The sequence below is a fragment of the Streptomyces sp. NPDC007808 genome (genome assembly GCF_042868655.1).
Classification (GTDB): Bacteria; Actinomycetota; Actinomycetes; order Streptomycetales; family Streptomycetaceae; genus Streptomyces.
In genome coordinates, this window is record NZ_JBIAEQ010000004.1 from 629214 (window position 1) to 652026 (window position 22813).

Annotated in this window: 17 protein-coding genes; 12 read left to right on the forward strand and 5 right to left on the reverse strand. The window is 70.6% G+C overall.

Annotated elements, in window-relative coordinates; all coding sequences use genetic code 11:
- Positions 1–159: 159 nt before the first annotated feature.
- Positions 160–2115: an acetate--CoA ligase gene (acs, locus tag ACFYNL_RS18670; RefSeq protein ID WP_388804244.1), complete on the reverse strand. Its 1956-nt coding sequence runs from the start codon at positions 2113–2115 to the stop codon at positions 160–162.
- A gap of 295 nt (positions 2116–2410) precedes the next feature.
- Positions 2411–5017 (reverse strand): SulP family inorganic anion transporter, encoded by a 2607-nt coding sequence (locus tag ACFYNL_RS18675; protein ID WP_388804247.1) that lies wholly within the window; start codon positions 5015–5017, stop codon positions 2411–2413.
- Between the two features lie 295 nt (positions 5018–5312).
- Between ACFYNL_RS18675 and ACFYNL_RS18680 the strand changes: the two genes are divergently transcribed.
- The gene (locus ACFYNL_RS18680; RefSeq protein WP_388804250.1) at positions 5313–6695 is read left to right on the forward strand and encodes a hypothetical protein; all 1383 of its coding nucleotides are present in this window, start codon (positions 5313–5315) and stop codon (positions 6693–6695) included.
- On the opposite strand, the gene ACFYNL_RS18685 is transcribed toward ACFYNL_RS18680, so the two are convergent.
- A complete protein-coding gene (locus ACFYNL_RS18685; protein WP_388804253.1) occupies positions 6685–7695 on the reverse strand; it encodes an ATP-binding protein in 1011 nt (336 codons plus the stop codon). The genes ACFYNL_RS18680 and ACFYNL_RS18685 overlap by 11 nt on opposite strands.
- A 101-nt stretch (positions 7696–7796) precedes the next feature.
- Between ACFYNL_RS18685 and ACFYNL_RS18690 the strand changes: the two genes are divergently transcribed.
- On the forward strand, positions 7797–8621 hold the full coding sequence (locus tag ACFYNL_RS18690) for a Fic family protein (RefSeq protein WP_388804256.1): 825 nt from the start codon (positions 7797–7799) through the stop codon (positions 8619–8621).
- A 547-nt stretch (positions 8622–9168) separates the two neighbouring features.
- On the opposite strand, the gene ACFYNL_RS18695 is transcribed toward ACFYNL_RS18690, so the two are convergent.
- Positions 9169–10002 (reverse strand): HAD family hydrolase, encoded by an 834-nt coding sequence (locus tag ACFYNL_RS18695; RefSeq protein WP_388804259.1) that lies wholly within the window; start codon positions 10000–10002, stop codon positions 9169–9171.
- 558 nt (positions 10003–10560) lie between these two features.
- On the opposite strand from ACFYNL_RS18695, the gene ssd reads away from it, so the two are divergent.
- The 7 genes from ssd (at position 10561) to ACFYNL_RS18730 (ending at position 16402) form a co-directional block, all read left to right on the forward strand.
- Positions 10561–11688 (forward strand): septum site-determining protein Ssd, encoded by a 1128-nt coding sequence (ssd, locus tag ACFYNL_RS18700; RefSeq protein ID WP_388804613.1) that lies wholly within the window; start codon positions 10561–10563, stop codon positions 11686–11688.
- A 350-nt stretch (positions 11689–12038) separates the two neighbouring features.
- Positions 12039–13211: a TadA family conjugal transfer-associated ATPase gene (locus ACFYNL_RS18705; RefSeq protein WP_388804262.1), complete on the forward strand. Its 1173-nt coding sequence runs from the start codon at positions 12039–12041 to the stop codon at positions 13209–13211.
- 34 nt (positions 13212–13245) lie between these two features.
- Positions 13246–14106, forward strand: a complete 861-nt coding sequence (locus tag ACFYNL_RS18710) for a type II secretion system F family protein (RefSeq protein WP_388804264.1) — start codon at positions 13246–13248, stop codon at positions 14104–14106.
- Positions 14107–14181: 75 nt separating this feature from the next.
- Entirely contained in the window at positions 14182–14973 is a 792-nt protein-coding gene (locus ACFYNL_RS18715; protein ID WP_388804616.1) for a type II secretion system F family protein, read from the forward strand.
- A gap of 157 nt (positions 14974–15130) precedes the next feature.
- On the forward strand, positions 15131–15340 hold the full coding sequence (locus ACFYNL_RS18720; RefSeq protein ID WP_388804267.1) for a DUF4244 domain-containing protein: 210 nt from the start codon (positions 15131–15133) through the stop codon (positions 15338–15340).
- Positions 15327–15731: a TadE family type IV pilus minor pilin gene (locus ACFYNL_RS18725; protein WP_388804270.1), complete on the forward strand. Its 405-nt coding sequence runs from the start codon at positions 15327–15329 to the stop codon at positions 15729–15731. The genes ACFYNL_RS18720 and ACFYNL_RS18725 overlap by 14 nt, the downstream gene beginning before the upstream one ends.
- Positions 15732–15946: 215 nt before the next feature.
- Positions 15947–16402 carry an Rv3654c family TadE-like protein gene (locus ACFYNL_RS18730; RefSeq protein ID WP_388804273.1) on the forward strand — a complete coding sequence of 152 codons (456 nt, stop codon included), beginning with the start codon at positions 15947–15949 and terminating at the stop codon, positions 16400–16402.
- Here the strand turns inward: ACFYNL_RS18730 and ACFYNL_RS18735 are convergent.
- Entirely contained in the window at positions 16308–19010 is a 2703-nt protein-coding gene (locus ACFYNL_RS18735) for a DEAD/DEAH box helicase (protein WP_388804276.1), read from the reverse strand. The two genes, ACFYNL_RS18730 and ACFYNL_RS18735, sit on opposite strands and share 95 nt — an antisense overlap.
- An 82-nt stretch (positions 19011–19092) precedes the next feature.
- Between ACFYNL_RS18735 and bldG the strand changes: the two genes are divergently transcribed.
- From bldG to ACFYNL_RS18750, 3 genes are all read left to right on the forward strand, one after another.
- On the forward strand, positions 19093–19434 hold the full coding sequence (gene bldG, locus ACFYNL_RS18740; RefSeq protein WP_003975386.1) for an anti-sigma factor antagonist BldG: 342 nt from the start codon (positions 19093–19095) through the stop codon (positions 19432–19434).
- A 117-nt stretch (positions 19435–19551) separates the two neighbouring features.
- A complete protein-coding gene (locus ACFYNL_RS18745) occupies positions 19552–19986 on the forward strand; it encodes an ATP-binding protein (protein ID WP_388804279.1) in 435 nt (144 codons plus the stop codon).
- A 308-nt stretch (positions 19987–20294) separates the two neighbouring features.
- Positions 20295–22700: a sodium-translocating pyrophosphatase gene (locus ACFYNL_RS18750; RefSeq protein ID WP_388804282.1), complete on the forward strand. Its 2406-nt coding sequence runs from the start codon at positions 20295–20297 to the stop codon at positions 22698–22700.
- Positions 22701–22813 lie beyond the last annotated feature (113 nt).

A 22813-nucleotide genomic window follows, 5' to 3' on the forward strand; every position in this document is an offset into this window, starting at 1 on the left:
ACGAAGCACATGCCGACCAGACTTCCCGGCGCACCTGAGGTTGCGATCTTTTTGGTTAGCTTACCTAAGGATGCGCCTCGGTGCATCCGTCGATGTCCACGGTACGTAGTCGAAGGGCACCCGGCGCGGGCTGCGCCGGATGCCCTTCGACGGCCGTGCTCAGTCCTCGCTGGGAGCGGCCGGGAGCTTCGCCTGGATGAGGTCCATGACGGTCGAGTCGGTGAGCGTCGTCACATCACCGAGCTGGCGGTTCTCGGCGACGTCGCGCAGCAGCCGGCGCATGATCTTGCCGGAGCGGGTCTTCGGCAGCTCGGCCACCGGCAGGATCCGCTTCGGCTTGGCGATCGGGCCGAGCGTGGCGCCGACGTGGTTCCGCAGCTCGGCGACCAGGTCCTCGGTCTCGGCCGCCGTACCGCGCAGGATCACGAAGGCGACGATGGCCTGCCCGGTGGTCTCGTCGGCGGCACCGACGACGGCCGCCTCGGCGACGGAGGGGTGGGAGACGAGGGCGGACTCGACCTCCGTGGTGGAGATGTTGTGGCCCGACACGAGCATGACGTCGTCCACGCGGCCGAGGAGCCAGATGTCCCCGTCGTCGTCCTTCTTGGCCCCGTCACCGGCGAAGTACTTGCCCTCGAACCGCGACCAGTACGTGTCGATGAACCGCTGGTCGTCGCCCCAGATGGTGCGCAGCATCGACGGCCACGGCTCGGTCAGCACCAGGTAGCCGCCCCCGCCGTTGGGCACCTCGTTGGCCTCGTCGTCGACGACGGTCGCCGAGATGCCGGGCAGCGCCCGCTGCGCCGACCCGGGCTTGGCCTCGGTGACGCCCGGCAGCGGGGAGATCATCATCGCCCCGGTCTCGGTCTGCCACCAGGTGTCGACCACCGGGGTGCGGTCGGCTCCGATGTTCTTGCGGTACCAGACCCATGCCTCGGGGTTGATCGGCTCGCCCACCGAACCCAGCACCCGCAGGCTGCCGAGGTCGAACTTCGCGGGGATGTCGTCGCCCCACTTCATGAACGTACGGATGGCGGTGGGCGCCGTGTAGAGGATGGTCACCCCGTACTTCTGCACGATCTCCCAGAAACGGCCCTGGTGCGGCGTGTCCGGGGTTCCCTCGTACATCACCTGCGTCGCGCCGTTCGCCAGCGGCCCGTACACGATGTACGAGTGGCCGGTGACCCAGCCGACGTCGGCGGTGCACCAGTAGACGTCGGTCTCCGGCTTGAGGTCGAAGACGGCGTGGTGGGTGTACGCGGCCTGGGTGAGATAGCCGCCGGAGGTGTGCAGGATGCCCTTCGGCTTACCCGTCGTACCGGACGTGTAGAGGATGAAGAGCGGCTGCTCGGCGTTGAACGCCTCGGGGGTGTGCTCGGCGGACTGCCGCTCGACGATCTCGTGCCACCAGACGTCACGGCTGTCGTCCCAGGCGACGTCCTGGCCGGTGCGCCGGACCACGAGCACGTGCTCGACGTTGTCCACCTTGCCGACAGCCTCGTCCACGGCCGGCTTGAGCGCGGACGGCTTGCCGCGCCGGTAGCCGCCGTCGGCGGTGATGACGACCTTGGCGTCCGCGTCCTGGATACGGGTGGCCAGCGCGTCCGCCGAGAAGCCGCCGAAGACGACGGAGTGGGCGGCGCCGATCCGGGCGCAGGCCAGCATCGCGACCGCCGTCTCCGGGATCATCGGCATGTAGACGGCGACCCGGTCGCCCTTCCGCACACCCAGTTCCAGCAGCGCGTTGGCCGCCTTGGAGACTTCGTCCTTGAGCTCGGCGTAGGTGACGGCGCGGCTGTCGCCGGGCTCGCCCTCGAAGTGGATGGCGACCCGGTCGCCGTGCCCGGCCTCGACATGCCGGTCGACGCAGTTGTACGCGACGTTCAGCTCGCCGTCCTGGAACCACTTGGCGAACGGCGGGTTCGACCAGTCCAGCGTCTGAGTCGGCTCCTTGGCCCAGGTCAGCCGACGGGCCTGCTCGGCCCAGAAGCCGAGCCTGTCAGCCTTGGCCTGTTCATACGCCTCCGCCGTGACGTTGGCGTTCGCGGCCAGGTCGGCGGGGGGTGCGAACCTGCGCTCTTCCTTCAGCAGGTTGGCCAGGCTTTCGTTGCTCACGACATCTCCCTTTCCCAGGGTGTCCGTTGTGTCCCAGGCCACAGCTCATCAGACCCGAGGGCCCGATGACAAGGGTCGACGGAAAATTGGTTTAGACCTGTGTGCGGGCGGGTTCCGGAGCCCCTTAGGGCACCCGGGGTCATCCGTTCCCACGGACGTGCAAGGGAGGAGGTTCACGTCTGTAATCCCTTTCACATCCGGGCTGAGGCGCAGCTGAGGCCGACGTCCCTCACCCGCGCCGTCCGAACCGCGGTGCGGCCCCGTGCCGAACGGGACCGCACCGCGCCCGCCCACCTCACGCCGACAGGTCGGCCACTCTCACGTCGTCGAACACTTCGCCACCCTGGTCCTCCATGAGCAGGTAGGCCTGAGCCTCACCCACGTGGAAGTACATGCCGTGCAGTTCCAGCTCACCGGCGCGCAGAGCCCTGGCCACCGACTCGTGGGCGCGCAGATGATCCAACTGCTGGACCACATTGGTCAGACAGAGCTGCTCGACTGCGTCGGCCGGTGCCCGACCGGCGAGTCTGGCCCACGGCCGGCTCTCGTCGGACACCCGCTCCAGGCTGGGTCGCCCGTGCCGCAGCCACCGCCTGAGCGGGGTCTGCGGATCGCCGGGCTCGGACGTGAGCAGCGCCTGCATGGCCCCGCACCCGGAGTGCCCGCACACCGTGATCGACCGCACCCGCAGCACGTCGACCGCGTACTCGATCGCGGCCGCCACCGAGTCGTCCCCGCTGTCCTCACCCGGCAGCGGAACGAGGTTGCCCACGTTGCGCACCACGAACAGGTCACCGGGACCACTGGAGGTGATCATCGAGGTGACCACCCGGGAGTCGGCACAGGTGAGGAACAGCTGGGAAGGCTGCTGGCCCTCACGCGCCAGCCGTGCCAGCTCGCCCCGCACCAGGGGGGCGGTGTTGCGCTGGAACGCGCTGATGCCACGGGCCAGTTGATGCGAGCTCGGGCGGCTGCCGTCGGATCCACCGGAGGCATCGGCTCTGCTCTCCCCCGGGCGGTCGGGGCGGCCCGGCCCGTCGTTCCCGTTCGGCCCGCCGGCCGCGCTCGCCGCACCGGTTCCGCCGAACCCGTCGGCCGTGCCGGACTCGGCCGGGGCGTCGGGAGAACCAGGGGAACCGGAGGCGCGGGAAGTCCCGGAACCGTCGAGATGACCCGCTCTCTGTCCTTGGGCCTGCCCGGAGAGACCCTCGGGCCTGTCGTGGGGCTGGATCGACTCCGGGATCTCGCACTGGTGGTTGCGCCAGGGCGTCCAGGGGTGACAACGGCAGTCCGCGGACCGGGCCACGGCCTTTGCGGGGTCGAGGTGGAGACCGATCGGAGTGGTGGGCTCACCGATCCGGACTCCGGACCTGCGGCCGACCAGCTCGACGGAGCCGCCGTGCGCGGTGTGCGTTTTCTGCCAGTCCTGCAGGGACTCGTACGCCGCGTGGTCCATGAACGACCCGTCCAACTCCACGACGGTGCGGGCGCCCTGCGGCACGAGATGCAGGGCCCGGCTGAGCCGCGGCACGGCGAGGAACGTCAACTGACCGCGTACGTGTACGTGATGGACTCCTTCCTTCTCGTCGTGCGTGATCCGGGTGCGGGTGAGGCGATGCAGGGCGACGGCCACGGCCATGGCGACCCCCAGCGCCACGCCCTCCAGGACGCCGAAGCACACCACGCCGAGGGTGGTGACCGCGTAGACCAGCACCTCACGGTGGCGGGTCACCGTGCGGATGTGGTTCAGGGACACCATCTGGATGCCGACGGCCATCACCAGGGCGGCGAGCGAGGCGAGCGGGATGAGCTCCAGGATCGGGACCATCAGCAGCGTGGCGATCACTACGAGAACGCCGTGCAGCATCGTGGAGTTCCGGCTGACGGCGCCGGATTGGACATTCGCCGAACTCCGCACGGCCACACCGGCGACGGGCAGTCCACCGAGCGTGCCGGAGACGATGTTGGCGGCGCCCTGGCCCAGCAGTTCCCGGTCCAGATCGCAGCGGCCGACGCGGGCGGGCAGCCCGGGACGCGCTGCCACCATCTTGTCCACGGCGACCGCGCCGAGCAGCGACTGCACACTGCACACCAGCGTGGTGGTCAGCACGGCGGCGATCACGCCGAGCACCGGGCCTTCCGGCATTCCGGCCAGGGCGTGACTGCGCCAGGACGGAAGGTCCACCTTGGGCAGGGTCAGGCCGGCGAGCGAGGCGGCCGAGGAAGCACCGGCGACGGCGACCAGGGCCGGTGGGATCTTGCGCAGAACGCGTCCCGCCGGCCCGGGAATCCGCGGCCAGAGCAGCAGTAGGGCCAGGGTCAGCGAGCTCACCGACACGGCGGCGGGTTGCAGCTCGGCCAACTGGGCGGGCAGCACGCGGAGGTTGTCGAGAACGGAGCTGTGGGGCGTGCCGCCGACGACGATGTGCAGCTGGGCGACGGCGATGGTGACGCCGATGCCGGCGAGCATGCCGTGCACGATCGCCGGGCTCACCGCGAGCGCGCCGCGCGCCACCCGCAGAGAGCCCAGGCCGAGCTGGGCGAGTCCGGCGAGGACGGTGATGGCGCAGGTCGTTCGCCAGCCGTACTGCTGGATGAGGTCGGCGGTGACCACGGTGAGACCGGCGGCGGGTCCGCTGACCTGGAGCGGGGCGCCACCGAGCCAGCCGGCGACCAGTCCTCCGACCGCGGCGGCGACCAGGCCGGCCTGCAGGGGGGCGCCGGTGGCGAGGGCGATGCCCAAGGACAAGGGCAGTGCGATCAGGAAGACCGCGATCGAGGCCGACACATCGGCGCCCGCGATGCCGTGGCGGCGGTGTCGGGGTGGCGGCGGGCTGGGGGGTTCGTGGGTGCGTTCCGCTCGACTCGGGTCGTCGGCGCGGGTGGGGACGCAGGCGGACATGTTTCCCGTCTCCTCCGGGGCAGCGCGGTCGCGGATCTGGTGGTCCCCCGCTCGGGGCGAGGGGTCGGGTCGCGGCCGTGTGGTCACGGCATGCAGCGGCGGGATGCATCAACAGTCAGTAAACGGATCGTAATGCAGAGTAAAGGGCTGGAATAGGTTTTCCGAGCAAATGGACTAATAAATCCCCCTGAAGAGTGAAGTGGCCGATTAGTCGGCTTGTCGTATTAATTCCTTCTCTGTCCCATGCGACCTTGGCGGCGCTGTCGCCACCCGAGAGAAGGAAGGTGGACGGAACATGGCCGCCACCCGCAGGATCACCGTCCCCAGCAGGACCACCGCGACGCACCGGACCACTGCGACGCACGGGGCCACTGCGACGCACGGGGCCACTGCGACGCGTAGGACCACCTCGACGCGCAGGATCGCCGCGGGCACCGCGATCGTCGCGGTCTGCGCCGCATCGCTCACCGGTTGCGCGACCGGCGCCGACCCTGCCGTACGGGGAGCCTCAGGACCGCAGAAGGCGAAGCCGGCGGCGCCCGCGCCCAGGAGTGCCGTCCGACTGATCGGCGACGGATCCACCGCCTACACCGGAGCGCAGCCCCACCTGCCGAGACCGGAGCGGTTGCGGCCCGGCCAGAAGCCCCCGCAGTTCGTGGTGTTCAGCTGGGACGGAGCCGGCGAGGACAGTCAGAAGCTGTTCTCTCACTTCCGTGAGGTCGCCAAGGCCAACAACGCGACCATGACGTACTTCCTCAGCGGCGTGTACATGCTGCCGGACCACAAACGTGACCTGTATCGCCCGCCGCAACACTCGCCGGGCCGCAGCGACATCGGCTTCAACGACGAGGAGGGCATCGCCGCCACCGTGAGGCAGCTGCGTCTGGCCTGGCTGGAGGGCAACGAGATCGGCACCCATTTCAACGGCCACTTCTGCGGCGGCGGTGGCGGTGTCGGGCAATGGTCGGTGGAGGAGTGGAAGGACGAGATCGTCCAGGCAAAGAAGTTCGTGAAGTCCTGGAAGACCAACACCGGCATGACCAAGGCGGCGCCGCTGCCCTTCGACTACGACAAGGAACTCATCGGGGCGCGCACGCCCTGCCTGGAAGGCCGCAAGAACTTCGTCAGGGCTGCCCGCCAGATGGGCTTTCGCTATGACTCGAGCGGCGTCAACAACCAGGTCTGGCCCGCCAAGAAGGGGGGCCTGTGGGACCTGTCGATGCAGTTGGTTCCCTTCCCCGGGCATTCCTACGAGCAACTCACCATGGACTACAACTTCATGGTCAACCAGTCGGGCACCACGAGCCAGGGCGACCCCGCCAAGCACGACTTCTGGGGTGACCAGATGCGTGACGGGCTGCTCATGGGATTCCGCCGGGCCTACCACGGCAACCGCGCACCCCTGATCATCGGCAACCACTTCGAGTCCTGGAACGGCGGCACCTACATGCGTGCCGTCGAGGAAGTCGTCGAGGCGGTCTGCAACAAGCCCGATGTGCGGTGCGTCTCTTTCCGGCAGCTCGCCGACTGGCTCGACGCACAGGACCCGCTGACCTTGCAGAAGCTGCGCACGCTGGGCGTCGGCGAGGCGCCCAAGCAGGGTTGGGCGTCCTTCCTGTCGGATCACCCGGCGCCGGCTCCGAAGGGGGTGCCGGGGGCGCCGGCGGTCAAGCAGTAGGTGTCAGAGGCGAGTTGTCCGCGGACAGTGCGGTGGCGCGCTCGCCGAGCACGAAACCGGGGTCGATCTGCTTCGCCAGGTCGGCCCCGGTCCGCTCGTTCCCCCAGGCGCGGGCGTTCTTCAGATGGAAGTGGGCCATCTGGCGCGTGTAGCGCTCCCAGTCCCGCAACTCGTACGTGGCGTCCACGGCCGTGTGCAGCCGGCGCAGCGCGAGCCGGTCGGCGTCCTCCAGGAGCTCGAACCGGGGCGGGCGGCCCTTCTCCATGGCGCGCACCCAGTCCGAGTGCCCGACGGTCACGAGCAGGTCGTCCCCCACCTCTGCGCGAAGGAAGTCCAGGTCGTCCTGCCCCTGCACCTTGTTTCCGACGACCTTCAGGACGACACCGAAGTCCTGGGCGTACTCCTTGTACTGGCGGTAGACGGAGACCCCCTTCCGGGTCGGCTCGGCGACGAGGAACGTGATGTCGAAACGGGTGAACATGCCGGAGGCGAAGGAGTCCGAACCCGCTGTCATGTCGACCACGACATACTCACCGGGGCCGTCCACCAGGTGGTTCAGGAACAGCTCCACCGCTCCCGTCTTGGAGTGGTAGCACGCGACCCCGAGGTCGGAGTCCGTGAATGAGCCGGTGACCATCAAACGGACGGTGCCGCCGTCGAGTTCCACCGGCCGTGCGCAGACGTCGTACACCGGGTTCTGCTCACACACCCGCAGCAGTCGCGAGCCCTCACCGGGCGGTGTGGTCTTGATCATTTCCTGGACGGAGGCGATCCGCGGGTTGGAGCCGCGCAGGTAATCCTTGATCGACGGCAACCGCTCGCCCATCGCGGGCAGCGCGGCGGCCTCCGCCTCGTCGAGACCGAGCGCGACCCCCAGATGCTGGTTGATGTCGGCGTCCACAGCGATTACCGGGGCGCCGGTCGCGGCGAGGTGGCGGACGAACAGCGAGGACAGCGTCGTCTTGCCGCTGCCGCCCTTCCCGACGAAAGCAATTTTCATGTTCACGAAGCGTAGTGCTTCGATCGCTGTATGTGGCAGCCGTGCGTGAAGAAGGCCACTCGATCGTGGGGTGGGAGCCCCGGGTGCGTAGTGTCGTACTCATGAGTACGACAGGTGCGACCGCGGATCCGCTCGCTGCCCTCGGTTCACTGCCCGGTGTGCCCGAGTCCGTGGAGTCCGTGCGCAAGGCCGTGGACCGGGTCTACGGGCACCGGATCATGCGGCGCCGCAGCAACGAGATCACCTCCGAGGCGGCCCTGCGCGGCGCTCGTGGCACCGCGGCGCTGTCGGGGGCCGACTGGGCGCTCGAAGAGGTCCGTCGGCGTACCGACTTCAGCGTGGACGACGAGTCACGCGTCATGGGAGCGGCCCTGCGGCTGACCGCCGAGGCGGGTCAACTGCTGTCCATCTGGCGGCAGTCACCGCTGCGGGTGCTGGCCCGGCTGCACCTGGTGGCGGCGGCCGACCAAGACGACAGGGTCGGACGCCCGCGCCAGGAGGGCGAGCCGGTCGACGAACCGCTGGTCGAGTCGGCGCCGCCGGGTGCGGCGGAGGTGCACGGGCGTCTGGAGGGCCTGGCCGAGCTGATCATCGCCGGCAGTTCGGCTCCCGCCCTGGTGACGGCCGCCGTCGTACACGGCGAGCTGCTCGCGCTGCGTCCCTTCACCTCGCACAACGGCCTGGTCGCGCGAGCGGCCGAGCGTATCGTCCTGGTCGGCAGCGGCCTCGACCCCAAGTCCGTCTGCCCGGCCGAGGTCGGCCACGCCGAACTGGGCCGCGCGGCCTATCTGGCTGCGCTCGACGGCTACGTCTCCGGCACTCCCGAGGGCATGGCCGCCTGGATCGCGCACTGCGGCAAGGCGATCGAACTGGGGGCGCGTGAGTCCACGGCGGTGTGCGAGGCGCTGCAGCGCGGGGCGGCGTGACACACGCGCGCGTGGGGCGCCGTACGGCGCGGACGCCCCGGGTGCGAAAAGAGCCCCGCGAGGGGCTCACATAAGTTGCGGCGGTACGAGGATTCGTACCGCCGCTGGCATGTTCACCGGGTTACCAAGCGTCCTCGATATGTTGCCCATCAGGTCGGGAACTTTGCCCGTCACCTGGTGCGGCTGGCCCGTAATCGACGGGTCGACGTCGCGTGGGTGCCCAATGTCCATGCTCGGTCCGTGGGGCCAAATGCGTATTAAAGGTGATCCTCTCGGATGTCCTTGGTCTCGCGGGCCGTTGAGTCATTTGTACTCCAGGAACCCAACCAAGTGGAAGGCCTGGCTGCACTTCTTTACTTTTGCTCTCAAAGACGCGTCAAACGGTCATCGATGTGTCGAACGAGACACGCGAGACCGGCGAGTACGGGCCACGGGGCCGCGCGAGTACAGGTCGTACGGCCCGCGGGAGTGCAGGTCGTACGGCCCACGGGAGTGCATGGCGTACGGCCCACGGGAGTGCATGGCGTACGGGACCGGCGAGTACGGATCAAGCGAGTGCCGCGCGGCGCCGGCTGGCGTACCAGACGAGACCCGCGGTGGCCGCCGCGGCCCCTATGGCCGCCGCCGCGACCAGGGCGGGGCGCGGCGGCACGGAGAAGGAGGGGATCCGCTGCTTGAGTCGGACCGGGCGGTGGAAGTCGAGAATCGGCCACCCGCGCGCGAGGGCCTCGCGGCGCAGCGGACGGTCGGGATTCACGGCATGCGGATGGCCGACGGACTGCAGCATCGGCAGGTCGGTGGCGGAATCGCTGTACGCGTAGCAGCGGTCGAGGTCGTAGCCCTCGGACTGGGCCAGTTCCCTGATCGCCTCGGCCTTGGTCGGACCGTAGGCGTAGTACTCCACCTCCCCTGTGAAGCAGCCGTCGTCGCCCACGACCATGCGCGTGGCCACCACGCGGTCCGCGCCGAGCAGCTCGCCGATCGGCTCGACCACCTCGGCTCCGGAGGTGGACACGATCACGACGTCACGGCCGGCGGCGTGGTGCTCCTCGATGAGGGAGGCGGCCTCGTCGTAGATGATCGGGTCGATCAGGTCGTGCAGCGTCTCGGCGACGAGCTCCTTGACCTGCTGGACGTTCCAGCCGCGGCACAGCGCGGACAAGTACTCGCGCATGCGCTCCATCTGGTCGTGGTCGGCGCCGCCGGCCAGGAAGACGAACTGGGCGTATGCGGTACGCAAGACGGCCCTGCGGTTGATCAGGCCGCCTTGGTAGAACGACTTGCTGAAGGTGAGCGTGCTCGACTTCGCAATGACCGTCTTGTCCAGGTCAAAGAAGGCGGCTGTGCGGGGCAAGGAGCGGTTTTCCACGCTGCAGAGCATAGGGGCAGCCCATTCGGCGTAAGGTGGGCGCGTGGGTTTGCCTGAGAGGGCTCTCGGGTACACCATGGAAGTCACGGATCGTTCGCGACCGTGCTAACCCGGTCCGACTCCTCCCCCCCCGAGTCGGCCGTGGAGACGACCCCCGCTCTCCCCCCCGGCGGGGGTCGTCGCATGTCCGGGTGGGTTTTCCTCTTCTGAGCGCGGCCGTAGGGCCGAGACCGGGCGACTTCGGTCGCCTCTTCGGCATGCATCCGCTTCGTGACTGTGCGTATCCGTCGCGCTGCTCTGCGGAAGTCGCACAGGGGTTGGTGTGCGGGTCACCGGTATGGGTGACGGCGATATTCACAGCGGTCGAGTTGTCCACAGTTATCGACCAAGATCCACACGATTTCCGGGATCGCTGCACCGTGATTCCAACGCGCTCCGCTCGGACCGACTTCATGGCCGGTTCTGCTTAGTCGGGCGTCTTTGGCCGGTTCCTATCGGCCGTTCATATGGAGACCGGTTGCCGGTTCTTCACATGTTTGGGAATCGCGGGGCCGCAGGGCCGCGCGAGTGATGCAGCGAAGGGGGACGGAAACCGTGACCGCAACCGTCACAGATGATCCGCCGCCCACCGCCTCCGGGCGGCCGGGCAAGCCGTTGATCGTCACGGAAGACGCCGAACTGCTCGACGACCTGCTGCGCCTGTGCGCGGCGGCCGGCGCCACACCCGAGGTCCATCACGGGGTGCCCGAGCCCAGGGGCAGGTGGGAGGCGGCGCCGCTCGTCCTGGTCGGCGACGACGCCGCACGCCGTGTGCGCGGGGCCGGACGCAGAGGCGCGGTGGTGCTGGTCGGCCGGGACCAGGACGACCCGGGGGTCTGGCGCCGCGCCGTCGAGATCGGCGCCGATCACGTCCTGATGCTGCCTGACGGGGAGCAGTGGCTGGTCGACCGCATCGCCGACGTCGCCGAGGGCGTCGGCAGGCCCGCCCTCACGGTCGGGGTGATCGGCGGGCGCGGCGGTGCGGGAGCCTCCACGCTCGCGTGTGCCCTCGCGGTCACCGCCGCGCGTGAAGGGCTGCGCACGCTGCTCGTGGACGCCGATCCACTGGGCGGAGGGCTCGATGTCCTCCTCGGCGGCGAGGCGGCAGACGGACTGCGCTGGCCCGCGTTCGCCGGCTCGCGCGGGCGGCTCGGCAGCGGCGCCCTGGAGGAGTCGCTGCCGGAACTGCATTCCCTGCGGGTGCTGAGTTGGGATCGCGGGGACTGCCTCGGCGTGCCCGCGCAGGCGATGCGGGCGGTGCTCGCCGCCGCCCGGCGCCGGGGTGGCGCGGTCGTCGTCGACCTGCCCCGCCGGATCGACGACGGCGTCGCCGAGGCACTCGTCCAACTCGACGTCGGGATCCTGGTGGTGCCCGCCGAACTGCGCGCCGTCGCCGCGGCCCGACAGATGGCCTCCGCGGTCCGGATGGTGCTGGGGGATCTGCGAGTGGCGGTACGCGGTCCGTACGCGCCGGGACTGGACGACGACGAGGTGGCCCGGTTGCTGGAACTGCCGCTCGTGGGCGAAGTGCCCGTGGAGTCGGGTCTGTTGCGGCCCCAGGAGGGCAAGGCGCCGCCGGGAGCCGCGGGGCGTGGACCGCTGGCGCGGTTCTGCCGCGAGTTCTGGGAGCGCGCTCTGCTGGAGGCGAGGACGGCATGAGCGGGGACGGCGTGAGTACGGCTGTGGGGCTCGACTGGGTGAGCGGGAGCACGGCGGGGTCGGTACGGGCAGCACCCGCGCGGTGGAGGTCGGGCGGGAAGACGGCAGGCAGGGCGCGTAGGGCCGCGCCGCGATGGGCGGTGGGCGACGACGTGGGCGGCGTGGCGAGCGAGGGCGCCGTGCGGGCGGTGCCGGCTCGGGGTGTGCCGGCTGCTGCGGGGCGCGTTTCGGAGGACCGGGGCCGTCCGTCCGCTGTTCGGTCGGGTCCGTCGGCATCGAGGTGGGCGTCGGACACGGAGACGACAAGGCCGCCACGGCCGACAGGGCCGACAGAGCAGGCCGGGGCGGGTATGGCGACCGGGTTGCTCGACGGGGTGCGGCAGTGGCTCGCCGAGAGCGGGGGAGAGCCGACGCCCTCGCGCGTGGCGCAGGCCCTGCGCGAACAGGGCAGGGTGCTCGGAGACGCCGAAATCCTGGGGGCGGCACAGCAGTTGCGATCCGAGCTGGTCGGGAGCGGCCCGCTGGAGCCGCTGCTCACCGACCCCTCGGTGACGGACGTGCTGGTCTCGGCGCCGGACCGGGTCTGGGTGGACCGAGGCGGCGGCCTGGAACTGACCTCCGTCTCCTTCCCGGACGAGGCTGCCGTACGCCGCCTCGCGCAACGTCTCGCCGCGGTCGCCGGGCGGCGGTTGGACGATGCGCGGCCCTGGGTGGACGCCCGGTTGCCCGACGGGACTCGCCTGCACGCCGTGCTGCCACCGGTCGCCGTCGGCTGTGCCTGCCTGTCGCTCAGAGTCGTGCGGCCCCGGGCGTTCAGGCTCGACGAGTTGGTCGCGGCGGGCACAGTGCCACCTGGCGGGGATCGGGTGCTGCGGGCGCTGGTCGACGCGCGGCTGTCCTTCCTGATCAGCGGCGGCACGGGGAGTGGTAAGACCACGCTGCTCAGCGCGTTGCTGGGACTGGTCGGCCCCGATGAGCGGATCGTGCTCGCCGAGGACTCGGCGGAACTCAGGCCGGACCATCCGCATGTCGTACGGCTGGAGAGCAGACCCGCCAACCAGGAAGGCGCCGGACTGGTCACGCTCCAGGACCTGGTGCGGCAGGCGCTGCGCATGCGGCCGGACCGGCTGGTCGTGGGCGAGGTGCGCGGACCCGAAGTGGTCCATCTGCTGGCGGCGCTGAACACGGGCCACGAGGGAGGCTGCGGGACCGTCCACGCGAACGCGGCCGCCGACGTACCGGCGCGCCTCGAGGCGCTCGGCACGGCGGCCGGACTGGACCGGGCCGCGCTGCACAGCCAACTGGCGGCCGCGCTGTCGGTCGTACTGCATCTCGTACGTGACCGGGATGGGCGGCGGCGGATCGCCGAGGTGCATGTGCTGGAGCGGGACCCGTCGGGACTGGTGCGAACCGTGCCGGCGCTGCGGTGGGGCGCGCAGGCTTTCGCGAGCGAGCGGGGGTGGGAGCGGCTGCGGGGATTGCTACGAGGCGTGGGCGATGAGGGGCGCCAGGGCGTGACGTGAGGGTTCGGCGATCGTGAGGGGGCCGGTGGGCCGTATGGGTGAGATGTCGTTGGGCGCGGCGGTGATGTGTCTCGGGGCGGTCGTCTGCCTGCTGGGCGGGCGGGACTCAGGGGCCCGGCGGGCGCGCTTGCTCCTGGCGGGCGGTGGGACGGTGGGCATCGGGCCGCCCGACTGGCGGCGGATGGTCCGGGATCTGGGGCAACTGCGCGGGCGGCTTGGGGCCGAGTGGTGGGCGGCGGTCGTCGGGCTGGCGCTGGGTGTGCTGGGGTCCTCGGTGCTGCCGGTCGTCGCGGGGGCGGTCGGAGTGCCGTTGCTGAGGAGAGCACGGCTGGTGAGGGAGGCGAGGCGGGCACGGGAGCGTCGAGGGGGCGCCGTGATCGACCTGTGCGGGGCGCTCGCCGGAGAGGTGCGGGCAGGGAGGCAACCGGGGGAGGCGTTGCTGCGGGCGGCGCGGGATTGCGAGGGGCTCGGGGAAGCGCAGGCCGCGGTGTTGGCGGCGGCGCGGTTCGGCGGAGATGTGCCGGGCGCGCTCGCCTGTGCGGCACGGCAACCGGGTGCCGAGGGGCTGTCGGGTCTGGCGGCGTGCTGGCGGGTCGCCGTGGACCAGGGCGCGGGACTCGCTGCCGGCCTCGACCGGCTGGAAGGGGCGTTGCGCGCCGAACGGGACCGACGCGCCGACCTGCGCACCCAGTTGGCGGGGGCGCGATCGACCGTGGCGATGCTCGCGGGACTGCCCGCCTTGGGGCTGCTTCTCGGTGCTGCCATGGGGGCCGATCCGCTGCGGGTGCTGTTCCACACCGGAGCCGGACTCGGCTGCCTCGTGGTCGGTGGGGCGCTGGAAGGGCTGGGGATGTGGTGGGCACTGCGGATCGTGCGTGGGGCGGAGGCGGCATGAGGAGTGGAGCCGCGCCGGAGTACCAGGGGGTTCGGCGGCGTGGATGCGGAAGTCGTCCACAGGTTGGGGGTGGTGGTGAACGTGGAGTTTGTCCACAGGCTGGGGGTAGCCGTATGCGTTGCCCTGGCCGTCTGGGGGTTGCTGCGGTGGCCCGTGGCCGCCCGTCATGAAAGAAGAGTCCGGCGGCGGCTGGCCGCGATGCTGACGAGCGCGGACGGGACGTCGAAACGCCGACGGCTCGACGTTCGACGGCGGGTGCGGCAGTGGCTGCCCATGGGTGCCGTCGTAAGCGCCGGCTGGGTGCTGTTCGGCGGTGCCGCCGGGCCGGCGGTGGGGCTGCTCGTCGCGGGCGGGCTGTGGCTGTGGCGGCGTCGACAGGAAGCCGCCGGAAGTGCCGAGGAGGCGCTCGACGCCGGTGAGGTGGCTCGACAACTGCCGCTCGCAGCGGATCTGTTGGGGGCCTGCATCGCGGCGGGTGCCGGGCCGGCGATCGCGGCGCAGGCCGTGGGCGAGGCCTTGGGCGGCCCTGTCGGGGACCGGTTGGCGAAGGGCGCTGCGGAGGTGCGGCTCGGCGGTGCACCGGCGGAGGCGTGGCAGCGGCTGGCTTCGCTGCCGGGGGCCGGGGCTTTGGCGCGGTTGCTGGAGCGGGCCGATGTGTCGGGGCTTCCGGCGGCCGGACCGGTCGCGCGGCTAGCCGCGGATGCTCGCGCCGACTGGGCGCGCAGTGCGACGGAACGGGCCAGGCGGGCGGCCGTGCTGGTCACGGCACCGGTCGGTCTGTGCTTCCTTCCGGCCTTCATCGCGGTCGGTGTGGCGCCGGTGGTGATCGGCCTGGCGGGCGGGGTGTTGGGAGAAGGCGGTGGATGACGAAGGGAGAGGCGGCAACGGCCGCGGATCAGGAGTGGGAGATCGGCGGCGGGCGTACAGCGACAGGTGTTCGTCGGCGTAAGGCGAACGGCAGACGTCCAGCAGCTGCTTTCAGGACAGCTGCGTTCAAGTGGAACCGGACCTCACGGGGGTTGAGATGTGCAAGGCGGTACGGGCGCGGATGCGCGCCCTGGCGTGCGGGATGCGGGCGGCGCGGAGGGACGAGGGGATGGTCACCTCCGAGTACGCGATGGGAATCGTCGCGGCCGTGGCGTTCGCCGTGGTGCTCTACAAGGTCGTGACGAGCGGGCAGGTCAGCGAGGAGTTGCAGGCCATCGTGAAGCAGGCGCTCGATGCGCGGATGTGAGCGGGACATCGAGGAGCGCAGGTCCCGAGCGGCGCCGGGTCGCGGGGTCGACGAGGGGTTCGTGACGGCCGAGTCGGCTGTTGTGCTGCCTGTGCTGGTGATGTTCGCGATGGCACTGGTGTGGGGTCTGCTCGTCGTGGCCGCGCAGATCCAGTGCGTGGACGCGGCCCGGACCGGTGCCCGCGCGGCGGCCCGGCAGGATCCGGCCGAGGCCGTCGTCGAGGTGGCGCGCGAGGCGGCACCGCGCGGTGCGACGGTCACCGTCGGCCGGGAGGGGGACGAGGTTCGGGTCACCGTCGTCGCGAGGCCGCCGTTGTTGCGCGGGCTTCCCTTCGAGGTGCGGGAGGAGGCCGTGGCGTCGGCGGAGGAGATGGTGGGGGCGGGGACGTGAGGAGAGACGTCGGTGACGGCCGCCGAGGGGCCCTCGCGGGGCGACGACCCTGGCGGGCGGTGGCACGGGGAGCGCGCCCCGACCGCGCTTCTGCCGTCGACCGGGTCGGAGACCGCAGCACGGACGGGAGTGCGGGCCTCCGCGCGGACAGTGATGCGGGCATCCGCAGGGCCGGGAGTGAGGGCAGCCGCGCGGACAGTGATGCGGGCATCCGCATGGCCGGGAGTGAGGGCAGCCGCACGGACGGGAGTGCTGGCCTCAGACTCAGCGCGGCCCCGCACCTCGATAGGGGCTCCGCCACGGTCTGGAGCGTGGGCGCCATCGCCGTCCTCTGCGTCCTCTTCGGCGTCCTGCTCGCCCTGGGCCAAGCCGTCGTGACCCGGCATCAGGCGGCCGGCGGTGCGGATCTCGCGGCCCTGGCGGCGGCCGACCACTGGGCGGAGGGACGTGCGGTGGCCTGCGCCCGGGCGGAGCGGGTGGCTCGGGCACAGGGCGTGCGGCTCGTGCGGTGCGCGGTGGTGGGCGAGGTCGCGGACGTGACTGCGGCGTCGGGTCGGGGGCCCTTCGCGGCGGAGGTCAGGGCGCGGGCGGGGCCTGCGGGCCCTGCTCTGCCGACGGAGCACTCCCGGGCGGAGCTTGCGGGGACGGGTCGGTCGCCTGGGCCTCCGTAGGCAGAGGTTGGGTCTGTGCGGACGGGTCGGTCGCCTGGGCTCCTGTAGGCCGAGGTTGGGTCTGTGCGGACGGACCGGTCGCCTGAGCCTCCGTAGACCGAGGCCGGTACTGCGCGGACCCGGACCCACCCTCGGGCGTCGGCGCCAAGGCCGGATCCTCCTTCGGCGCTCCCCGCAACAGCACCGTGAGCAGGCGCACCGCCCCCCGCTTGTGCAGCGGATCGTTCCCGTTGCCGCACTTGGGGGACTGGATGCAGGACGGGCAGCCGGCATCGCACTCACAGGAGGCGATGGCCTCGCGGGTGGCGGTGAGCCAGGCGCGGGCGGTGTGGAAGGCGCGCTCCGCGAAGCCCGCGCCGCCGGGGTGGCCGTCGTAGACGAAGACCGTGGGCAGGAGTGTGTCGGGATGCAGCGGGATCGAGACACCGCCGATGTCCCAGCGGTCGCAGGTCGCGAAGAGGGGCAGCAGGCCGATCGAGGCGTGCTCGGCGGCGTGCAGGGCACCGCCGAGGATCTCCGGGTTGATCCGGGCCTCGTCCAGCTGGTCCTCGGTGACCGTCCACCACACCGCGCGGGTGCGCAGCGTACGAGGAGGGAGGTCGAGTTTCGTCTCGCCCAGTACTTCACCCGTGATGAGACGACGACGCAGGAAGGAGACGACCTGGTTGGTGACCTCGACGGAGCCGTAGCACAGGCGGCCGTCACCCCACGGGATCTCGACGTCCGTCTCCAGGACGGAGATCGACGTCGTGTCCCGGGCGACCGTCGAATACGGCGGTGCGGCCTCCTCGACCAGGGCGACCGAGTCCTCCAGGTCGAGGGACCGGACGAGATAGGTGCGGCCCTGGTGCAGGTGGACGGCGCCCTCGTGCACCGTGCCGTGCGCGGCGCCCGCGTCGACCGTGCCGAGCAGCCGGCCCGTCCCGGTCTCCACCACCTGGACGGGGCGGCCGCCCTCACCGCGGATGTCCGTGAGGTCGGCGGCCCGTTCCCGGCGTGTCCAGTGCCAGGCCCTGGTGCGGCGGCGCAGCAGCTTCGCGGCCTCCAGCTGCGGCAGCAGCCCCTCGGTCTCCGGGCCGAACAGCTCCAGATCCTCGTCGGTCAGGGGGATCTCCGCGGCCGCCGCGCACAGGTGGGGGGCCAGGACGTACGGGTTGTCGGGGTCGAGGACCGTCGACTCCACCGGGCGGTCGAACAGGGCCTCGGGGTGGTGGACGAGATAGGTGTCCAGGGGGTCGTCCCGGGCCACCAGGACGGCCAGCGCCCCCTGGCCCGAGCGGCCTGCCCGGCCCGCCTGCTGCCACAGGGACGCGCGGGTGCCCGGGTAACCGGCGATCAGCACGGCGTCCAGGCCGGAGACGTCGATGCCGAGTTCCAGGGCGGTGGTGGCGGCCAGGCCGAGGAGTTCGCCGGAGTGCAGGGCCTGCTCGAGCGCACGGCGCTCCTCGGGGAGGTAGCCGCCGCGGTAGGCCGCGACACGCCGGGCGAGGGAGCGGTCCACCTCGGCGAGACGTTCCTGGGCGATGACCGAGATCAGCTCGGCGCCGCGCCGGGAGCGTACGAAGGCGACCGTTCGGGTGCCCTGGACGGCGAGGTCGGTCAGCAGGTCCGCCGTCTCGGCGGTGGCGGTACGGCGGACGGGGGCGCCCTTCTCGCCCTGCAGCTCGGTGAGCGGGGGTTCCCAGAGGGCGAAGACCAGTTCGCCGCGTGGCGAGGCGTCGTCGGCGACCTCGACGACCGGGAGGCCGGTGAGGCGGCGTGCGGCGACCGCGGGCTCGGCGGCGGTGGCGGAGGCCAGCAGGAAGACGGGGGAAGAGCCGTAGCGGGCGCAGAGGCGGCGCAGGCGGCGCAGGACCTGGGCGACATGGGAGCCGAACACACCGCGGTAGGTGTGGCACTCGTCGATGACGACGAACTGCAGGGCCTTCAGGAAGGAGGACCAGCGGGGGTGCGAGGGGAGTATGCCGCGATGCAGCATGTCGGGGTTGGTGAGGACGTAGTTGGCGTACTGCCGGATCCACTCTCGTTCCTCGAACGGAGTATCGCCGTCGTACACGGCGGGGCGTACGGAATTGCCCAGCGGATGTGAAAGTTCCTTCACCGAGCGGCACTGATCCGCCGCAAGTGCTTTGGTCGGGGCGAGGTACAACGCGGTCGCGCCGCGGCCGTTCGGGGCCTCCGAGCCGTCCAGAAGGGTGGACAGGACCGGCACGAGATAGGCCAGGGACTTGCCTGACGCCGTGCCCGTGGCGACCACCACGGAGTCGCCGTCCAGGGCGTGCTCGGCGGCCCGTGCCTGGTGGGCCCAGGGGTGTTCGACTCCCGCGTCCTGTACGGCCGCGACGACCTCCGCGCGGATCCGGTCGGGCCAGACGGCATGGCGACCCTCCCTTGGGGGCACATGCTCCGTATGAGTGATGCGCGAAGCCCGGCTCGGCCCCGAGGCGAGTCGGCCCAGCACCGTGCCCGGGTCCACCCGGGATACGGGCCCCGTCGGGGTTCGATCGGATCGGTGATTCTTGGCCATCGGCACCGAGTGTGTCACTGGCGTGACGGACAATGGGACCAAGGCGTCGTGCACGCCTGCCGGTAAGTGATTGAATGCCATCGCGGCTGGCGAACCGTCCTGGGGGCTGTAAGCCGAGGTGTCCCGAGGGACGACCGCTCGATAGCAAGGTGCTGGAGGATCCGTGGACCTGTCCCTGTCGACCCGTACCGTCGGCGATCGTACGGTCGTCGAGGTCGGTGGCGAAATCGACGTATATACCGCGCCCAAGCTGCGCGAGCAGTTGGTCGAGCTGGTGAACGACGGGAGTTTCCACCTCGTCGTCGACATGGAGGGCGTGGACTTCCTCGACTCCACCGGGCTCGGCGTGCTGGTCGGTGGCCTGAAGCGTGTGCGTGCCCATGAGGGCTCTCTGCGCCTGGTCTGCAACCAGGAGCGCATTCTCAAGATCTTCCGCATCACCGGCCTCACCAAGGTGTTCCCGATCCACACCTCGGTCGAGGAAGCGGTGGCGGCGACCGACTGATCACCGTATCGGGCCCGTCGTAGGGGTCCGGCACGGCAGAAGTGGAAAGTGACGGGGGACCGGGCTTTCGGCGGCCCGGTCCTCCGGACAGCACGCCCGTAGTTCGGAGGGGGATGCATGGCCACCGTTGAACTCCGCTTCAGCGCGCTGCCCGAGCACGTCAGGACCGCCCGACTGGTGGCGGCAGCGGTGGCGCGCAGGGCCGGAGTGGACGAGGCCGTACTCGACGAAGTGCGACTTGCCGTCGGCGAGGCCTGCAGCCGCGCCGTCGGACTGCATCAGAGCGTCGGCATCACGGCGCCTGTGAAGGTGGCGTTGATCGAGGAGGAGAAACAGTTCTCCATCGAGGTCGGCGACGAGGCGCCGCACGCCACTCCTGGCGACCGCGGTTCCGGTGCGGGCGGCGAGGGGGACGTGGAGACCGAGGAGGACGAGATGGGTCTCGCGGTCATCAGCGGCCTCGTCGACGACGTCGAGGTCTCCGCCGACGAGCACGGCGGGTTGATCCGCATGACCTGGCCGACCACGCCGCCGGCCGCGGTGCTCGCCTGATCCGACTCATCGCTCGACCCGTTGCTTCACGAAGGGGCCCTGCTCAGCAGGGCCCCTTCGTGTTTATCCCACCGGCCCGGCAGAATTCGTGAAGGAATTCACGATCAGCAGCCCATAATTTGATCAAGTGCAATACGGGCGTCAATGGTTTTGGGGCATTAGCACTTTCGGGTTCCGTGGCGCGACGTCGATCATTTGCTGAACGGCATGTGAAGGCCAATTCCGATTACCGCGCTCTGTTTTGATCAGGTTCCGGTACCTAGAATCCGTCCACATCTTGAGCTCAGCCCAAGCGTCAAGGAGGACGAATGGCGGGGCTTTCTACCCCTCATCAGCTTGACCACCCCACAACCCTCGCAGCCGCAGTGCTGACCGACGACAACCGGATCATCATCACGGTCATCGGGGTCGTCGCGTTGGCCGCGCTCGTGGTCGCCGGCGTCCTGGTGCGCCAGGTGCTCGCGGCCGGCGAGGGCACCGACAGCATGAAGAAGATCGCGGCAGCGGTCCAGGAAGGCGCCAACGCCTATCTGGCCCGCCAGTTGCGCACGCTCGGTGTATTCGCCGTCGTGGTGTTCTTCCTGCTCATGCTGCTACCCGCGGACGACTGGAATCAGCGCATCGGCCGATCCGTCTTCTTCTTGATCGGCGCCGCGTTCTCGGCGGCCACCGGCTATATCGGCATGTGGCTCGCCGTGCGCAGCAATGTGCGCGTCGCCGCGGCCGCACGGGAAGCGACCCCGGCGGAGGGAGAACCGGAAAAGGATCTCACTACCGTCTCGCACAAAGCCATGAAGATCGCTTTCCGTACGGGCGGCGTCGTCGGCATGTTCACGGTGGGGCTCGGCCTGCTGGGCGCCTCCTGTGTGGTGCTGGTGTACGCGGCCGACGCGCCGAAGGTGCTGGAGGGCTTCGGCCTCGGCGCCGCGCTGATCGCGATGTTCATGCGTGTCGGCGGCGGCATCTTCACCAAGGCCGCCGACGTCGGCGCCGACCTGGTCGGCAAGGTCGAGCAGGGCATTCCGGAGGACGACCCGCGCAATGCCGCGACCATCGCCGACAACGTGGGCGACAACGTCGGCGACTGCGCGGGCATGGCCGCCGACCTGTTCGAGTCGTACGCCGTGACCCTGGTCGCCGCGCTGATCCTCGGGTCGGCGGCCTTCGGCGACCTGGGACTGGCCTTCCCGCTGATCGTGCCCGCCATCGGCGTGATCACAGCGATGATCGGCATCTTCGCCGTGGCACCGCGTCGCAGCGACCGCAGCGGCATGACGGCGATCAACCGCGGGTTCTTCATCTCCGCGCTGATCTCGATCGTCCTGGTGGCGATCGCCGTGTTCGCGTACCTGCCGTCGTCGTACGCCGACCTCGACGGCGTCACCGACACCGCGATCGCCGGCAAGGAGGGCGACCCGCGGATCCTCGCGCTCGTCGCCGTGGGCATCGGCATCCTGCTGGCCGCCGTCATCCAGCAGCTGACCGGCTACTTCACCGAGACCAACCGTCGGCCGGTCCGGGACATCGGCAAGACCTCGCTCACGGGGCCCGCCACTGTCGTCCTCGCCGGTATCTCGGTCGGTCTGGAATCGGCCGTCTACACCGCCCTGCTGATCGGCCTGGGCGTGTACGGGGCGTTCCTGCTCGGCGGCACCTCGATCATGCTGGCGCTGTTCGCGGTGGCGCTGGCCGGCACCGGACTGCTCACCACGGTCGGTGTGATCGTCGCCATGGACACCTTCGGCCCGGTCTCCGACAACGCGCAGGGCATCGCCGAGATGTCCGGTGACGTCGAGGGCGCGGGCGCCCAGGTGCTCACCAACCTGGACGCGGTCGGCAACACCACCAAGGCCATCACCAAGGGCATCGCCATCGCCACGGCCGTCCTCGCGGCCGCCGCGCTCTTCGGGTCGTACCGCGACGCCATCACCACCGGCGCGCGTGACGTGGGCGAGAAGCTCAGCGGTGAGGGCGCGCCGATGAACCTGATGATGGACATCTCGCAGCCCAACAACCTCGTCGGTCTGATCGCGGGCGCGGCGGTCGTCTTCCTCTTCTCGGGACTCGCCATCAACGCCGTGTCGCGGTCGGCGGGTGCCGTGGTCTACGAGGTGCGGCGGCAGTTCCGTGAGAAGCCCGGGATCATGGACTACAGCGAGAAGCCGGAGTACGGCAAGGTCGTCGACATCTGCACGAAGGACGCGCTGCGGGAGCTGGCGACTCCCGGGCTGCTCGCCGTGATGGCGCCGATCTTCATCGGATTCACGCTCGGCGTCGGCGCCCTCGGTGCGTTCCTCGCGGGCGCGATCGGCGCCGGCACGCTGATGGCGGTGTTCCTCGCCAACTCCGGAGGCGCCTGGGACAACGCCAAGAAGCTCGTCGAGGACGGCCACCACGGGGGCAAGGGCAGCGAAGCCCACGCCGCCACGGTGATCGGCGACACGGTCGGCGACCCGTTCAAGGACACCGCCGGTCCGGCGATCAACCCGCTGCTGAAGGTGATGAACCTGGTGGCGCTGCTCATCGCGCCCGCGGTCATCCAGTTCAGCTACGGCGAGGACAAGAACGTCGGCGTTCGGGTCGTGATCGCCGTACTGTCGCTGGTCGTGATCGTCGGCTCGGTGTACGTCTCCAAGCGGCGCGGCATCGCCATGGGTGACGAAGGCAACGCCGACCGGGTGGCCAAGCCGGTCGACCCGGCGGTGGTCTCGTAGGCGGCCCGACGACGGCCCAGCTCAAGGGGCGGGCGGGCGGCGCGCGTTGACGTGCCGCCCGCCCGCCCCGTGCGTGTTCACCCCTTGCCGTGACCCTTCTCTCACATGGTGCA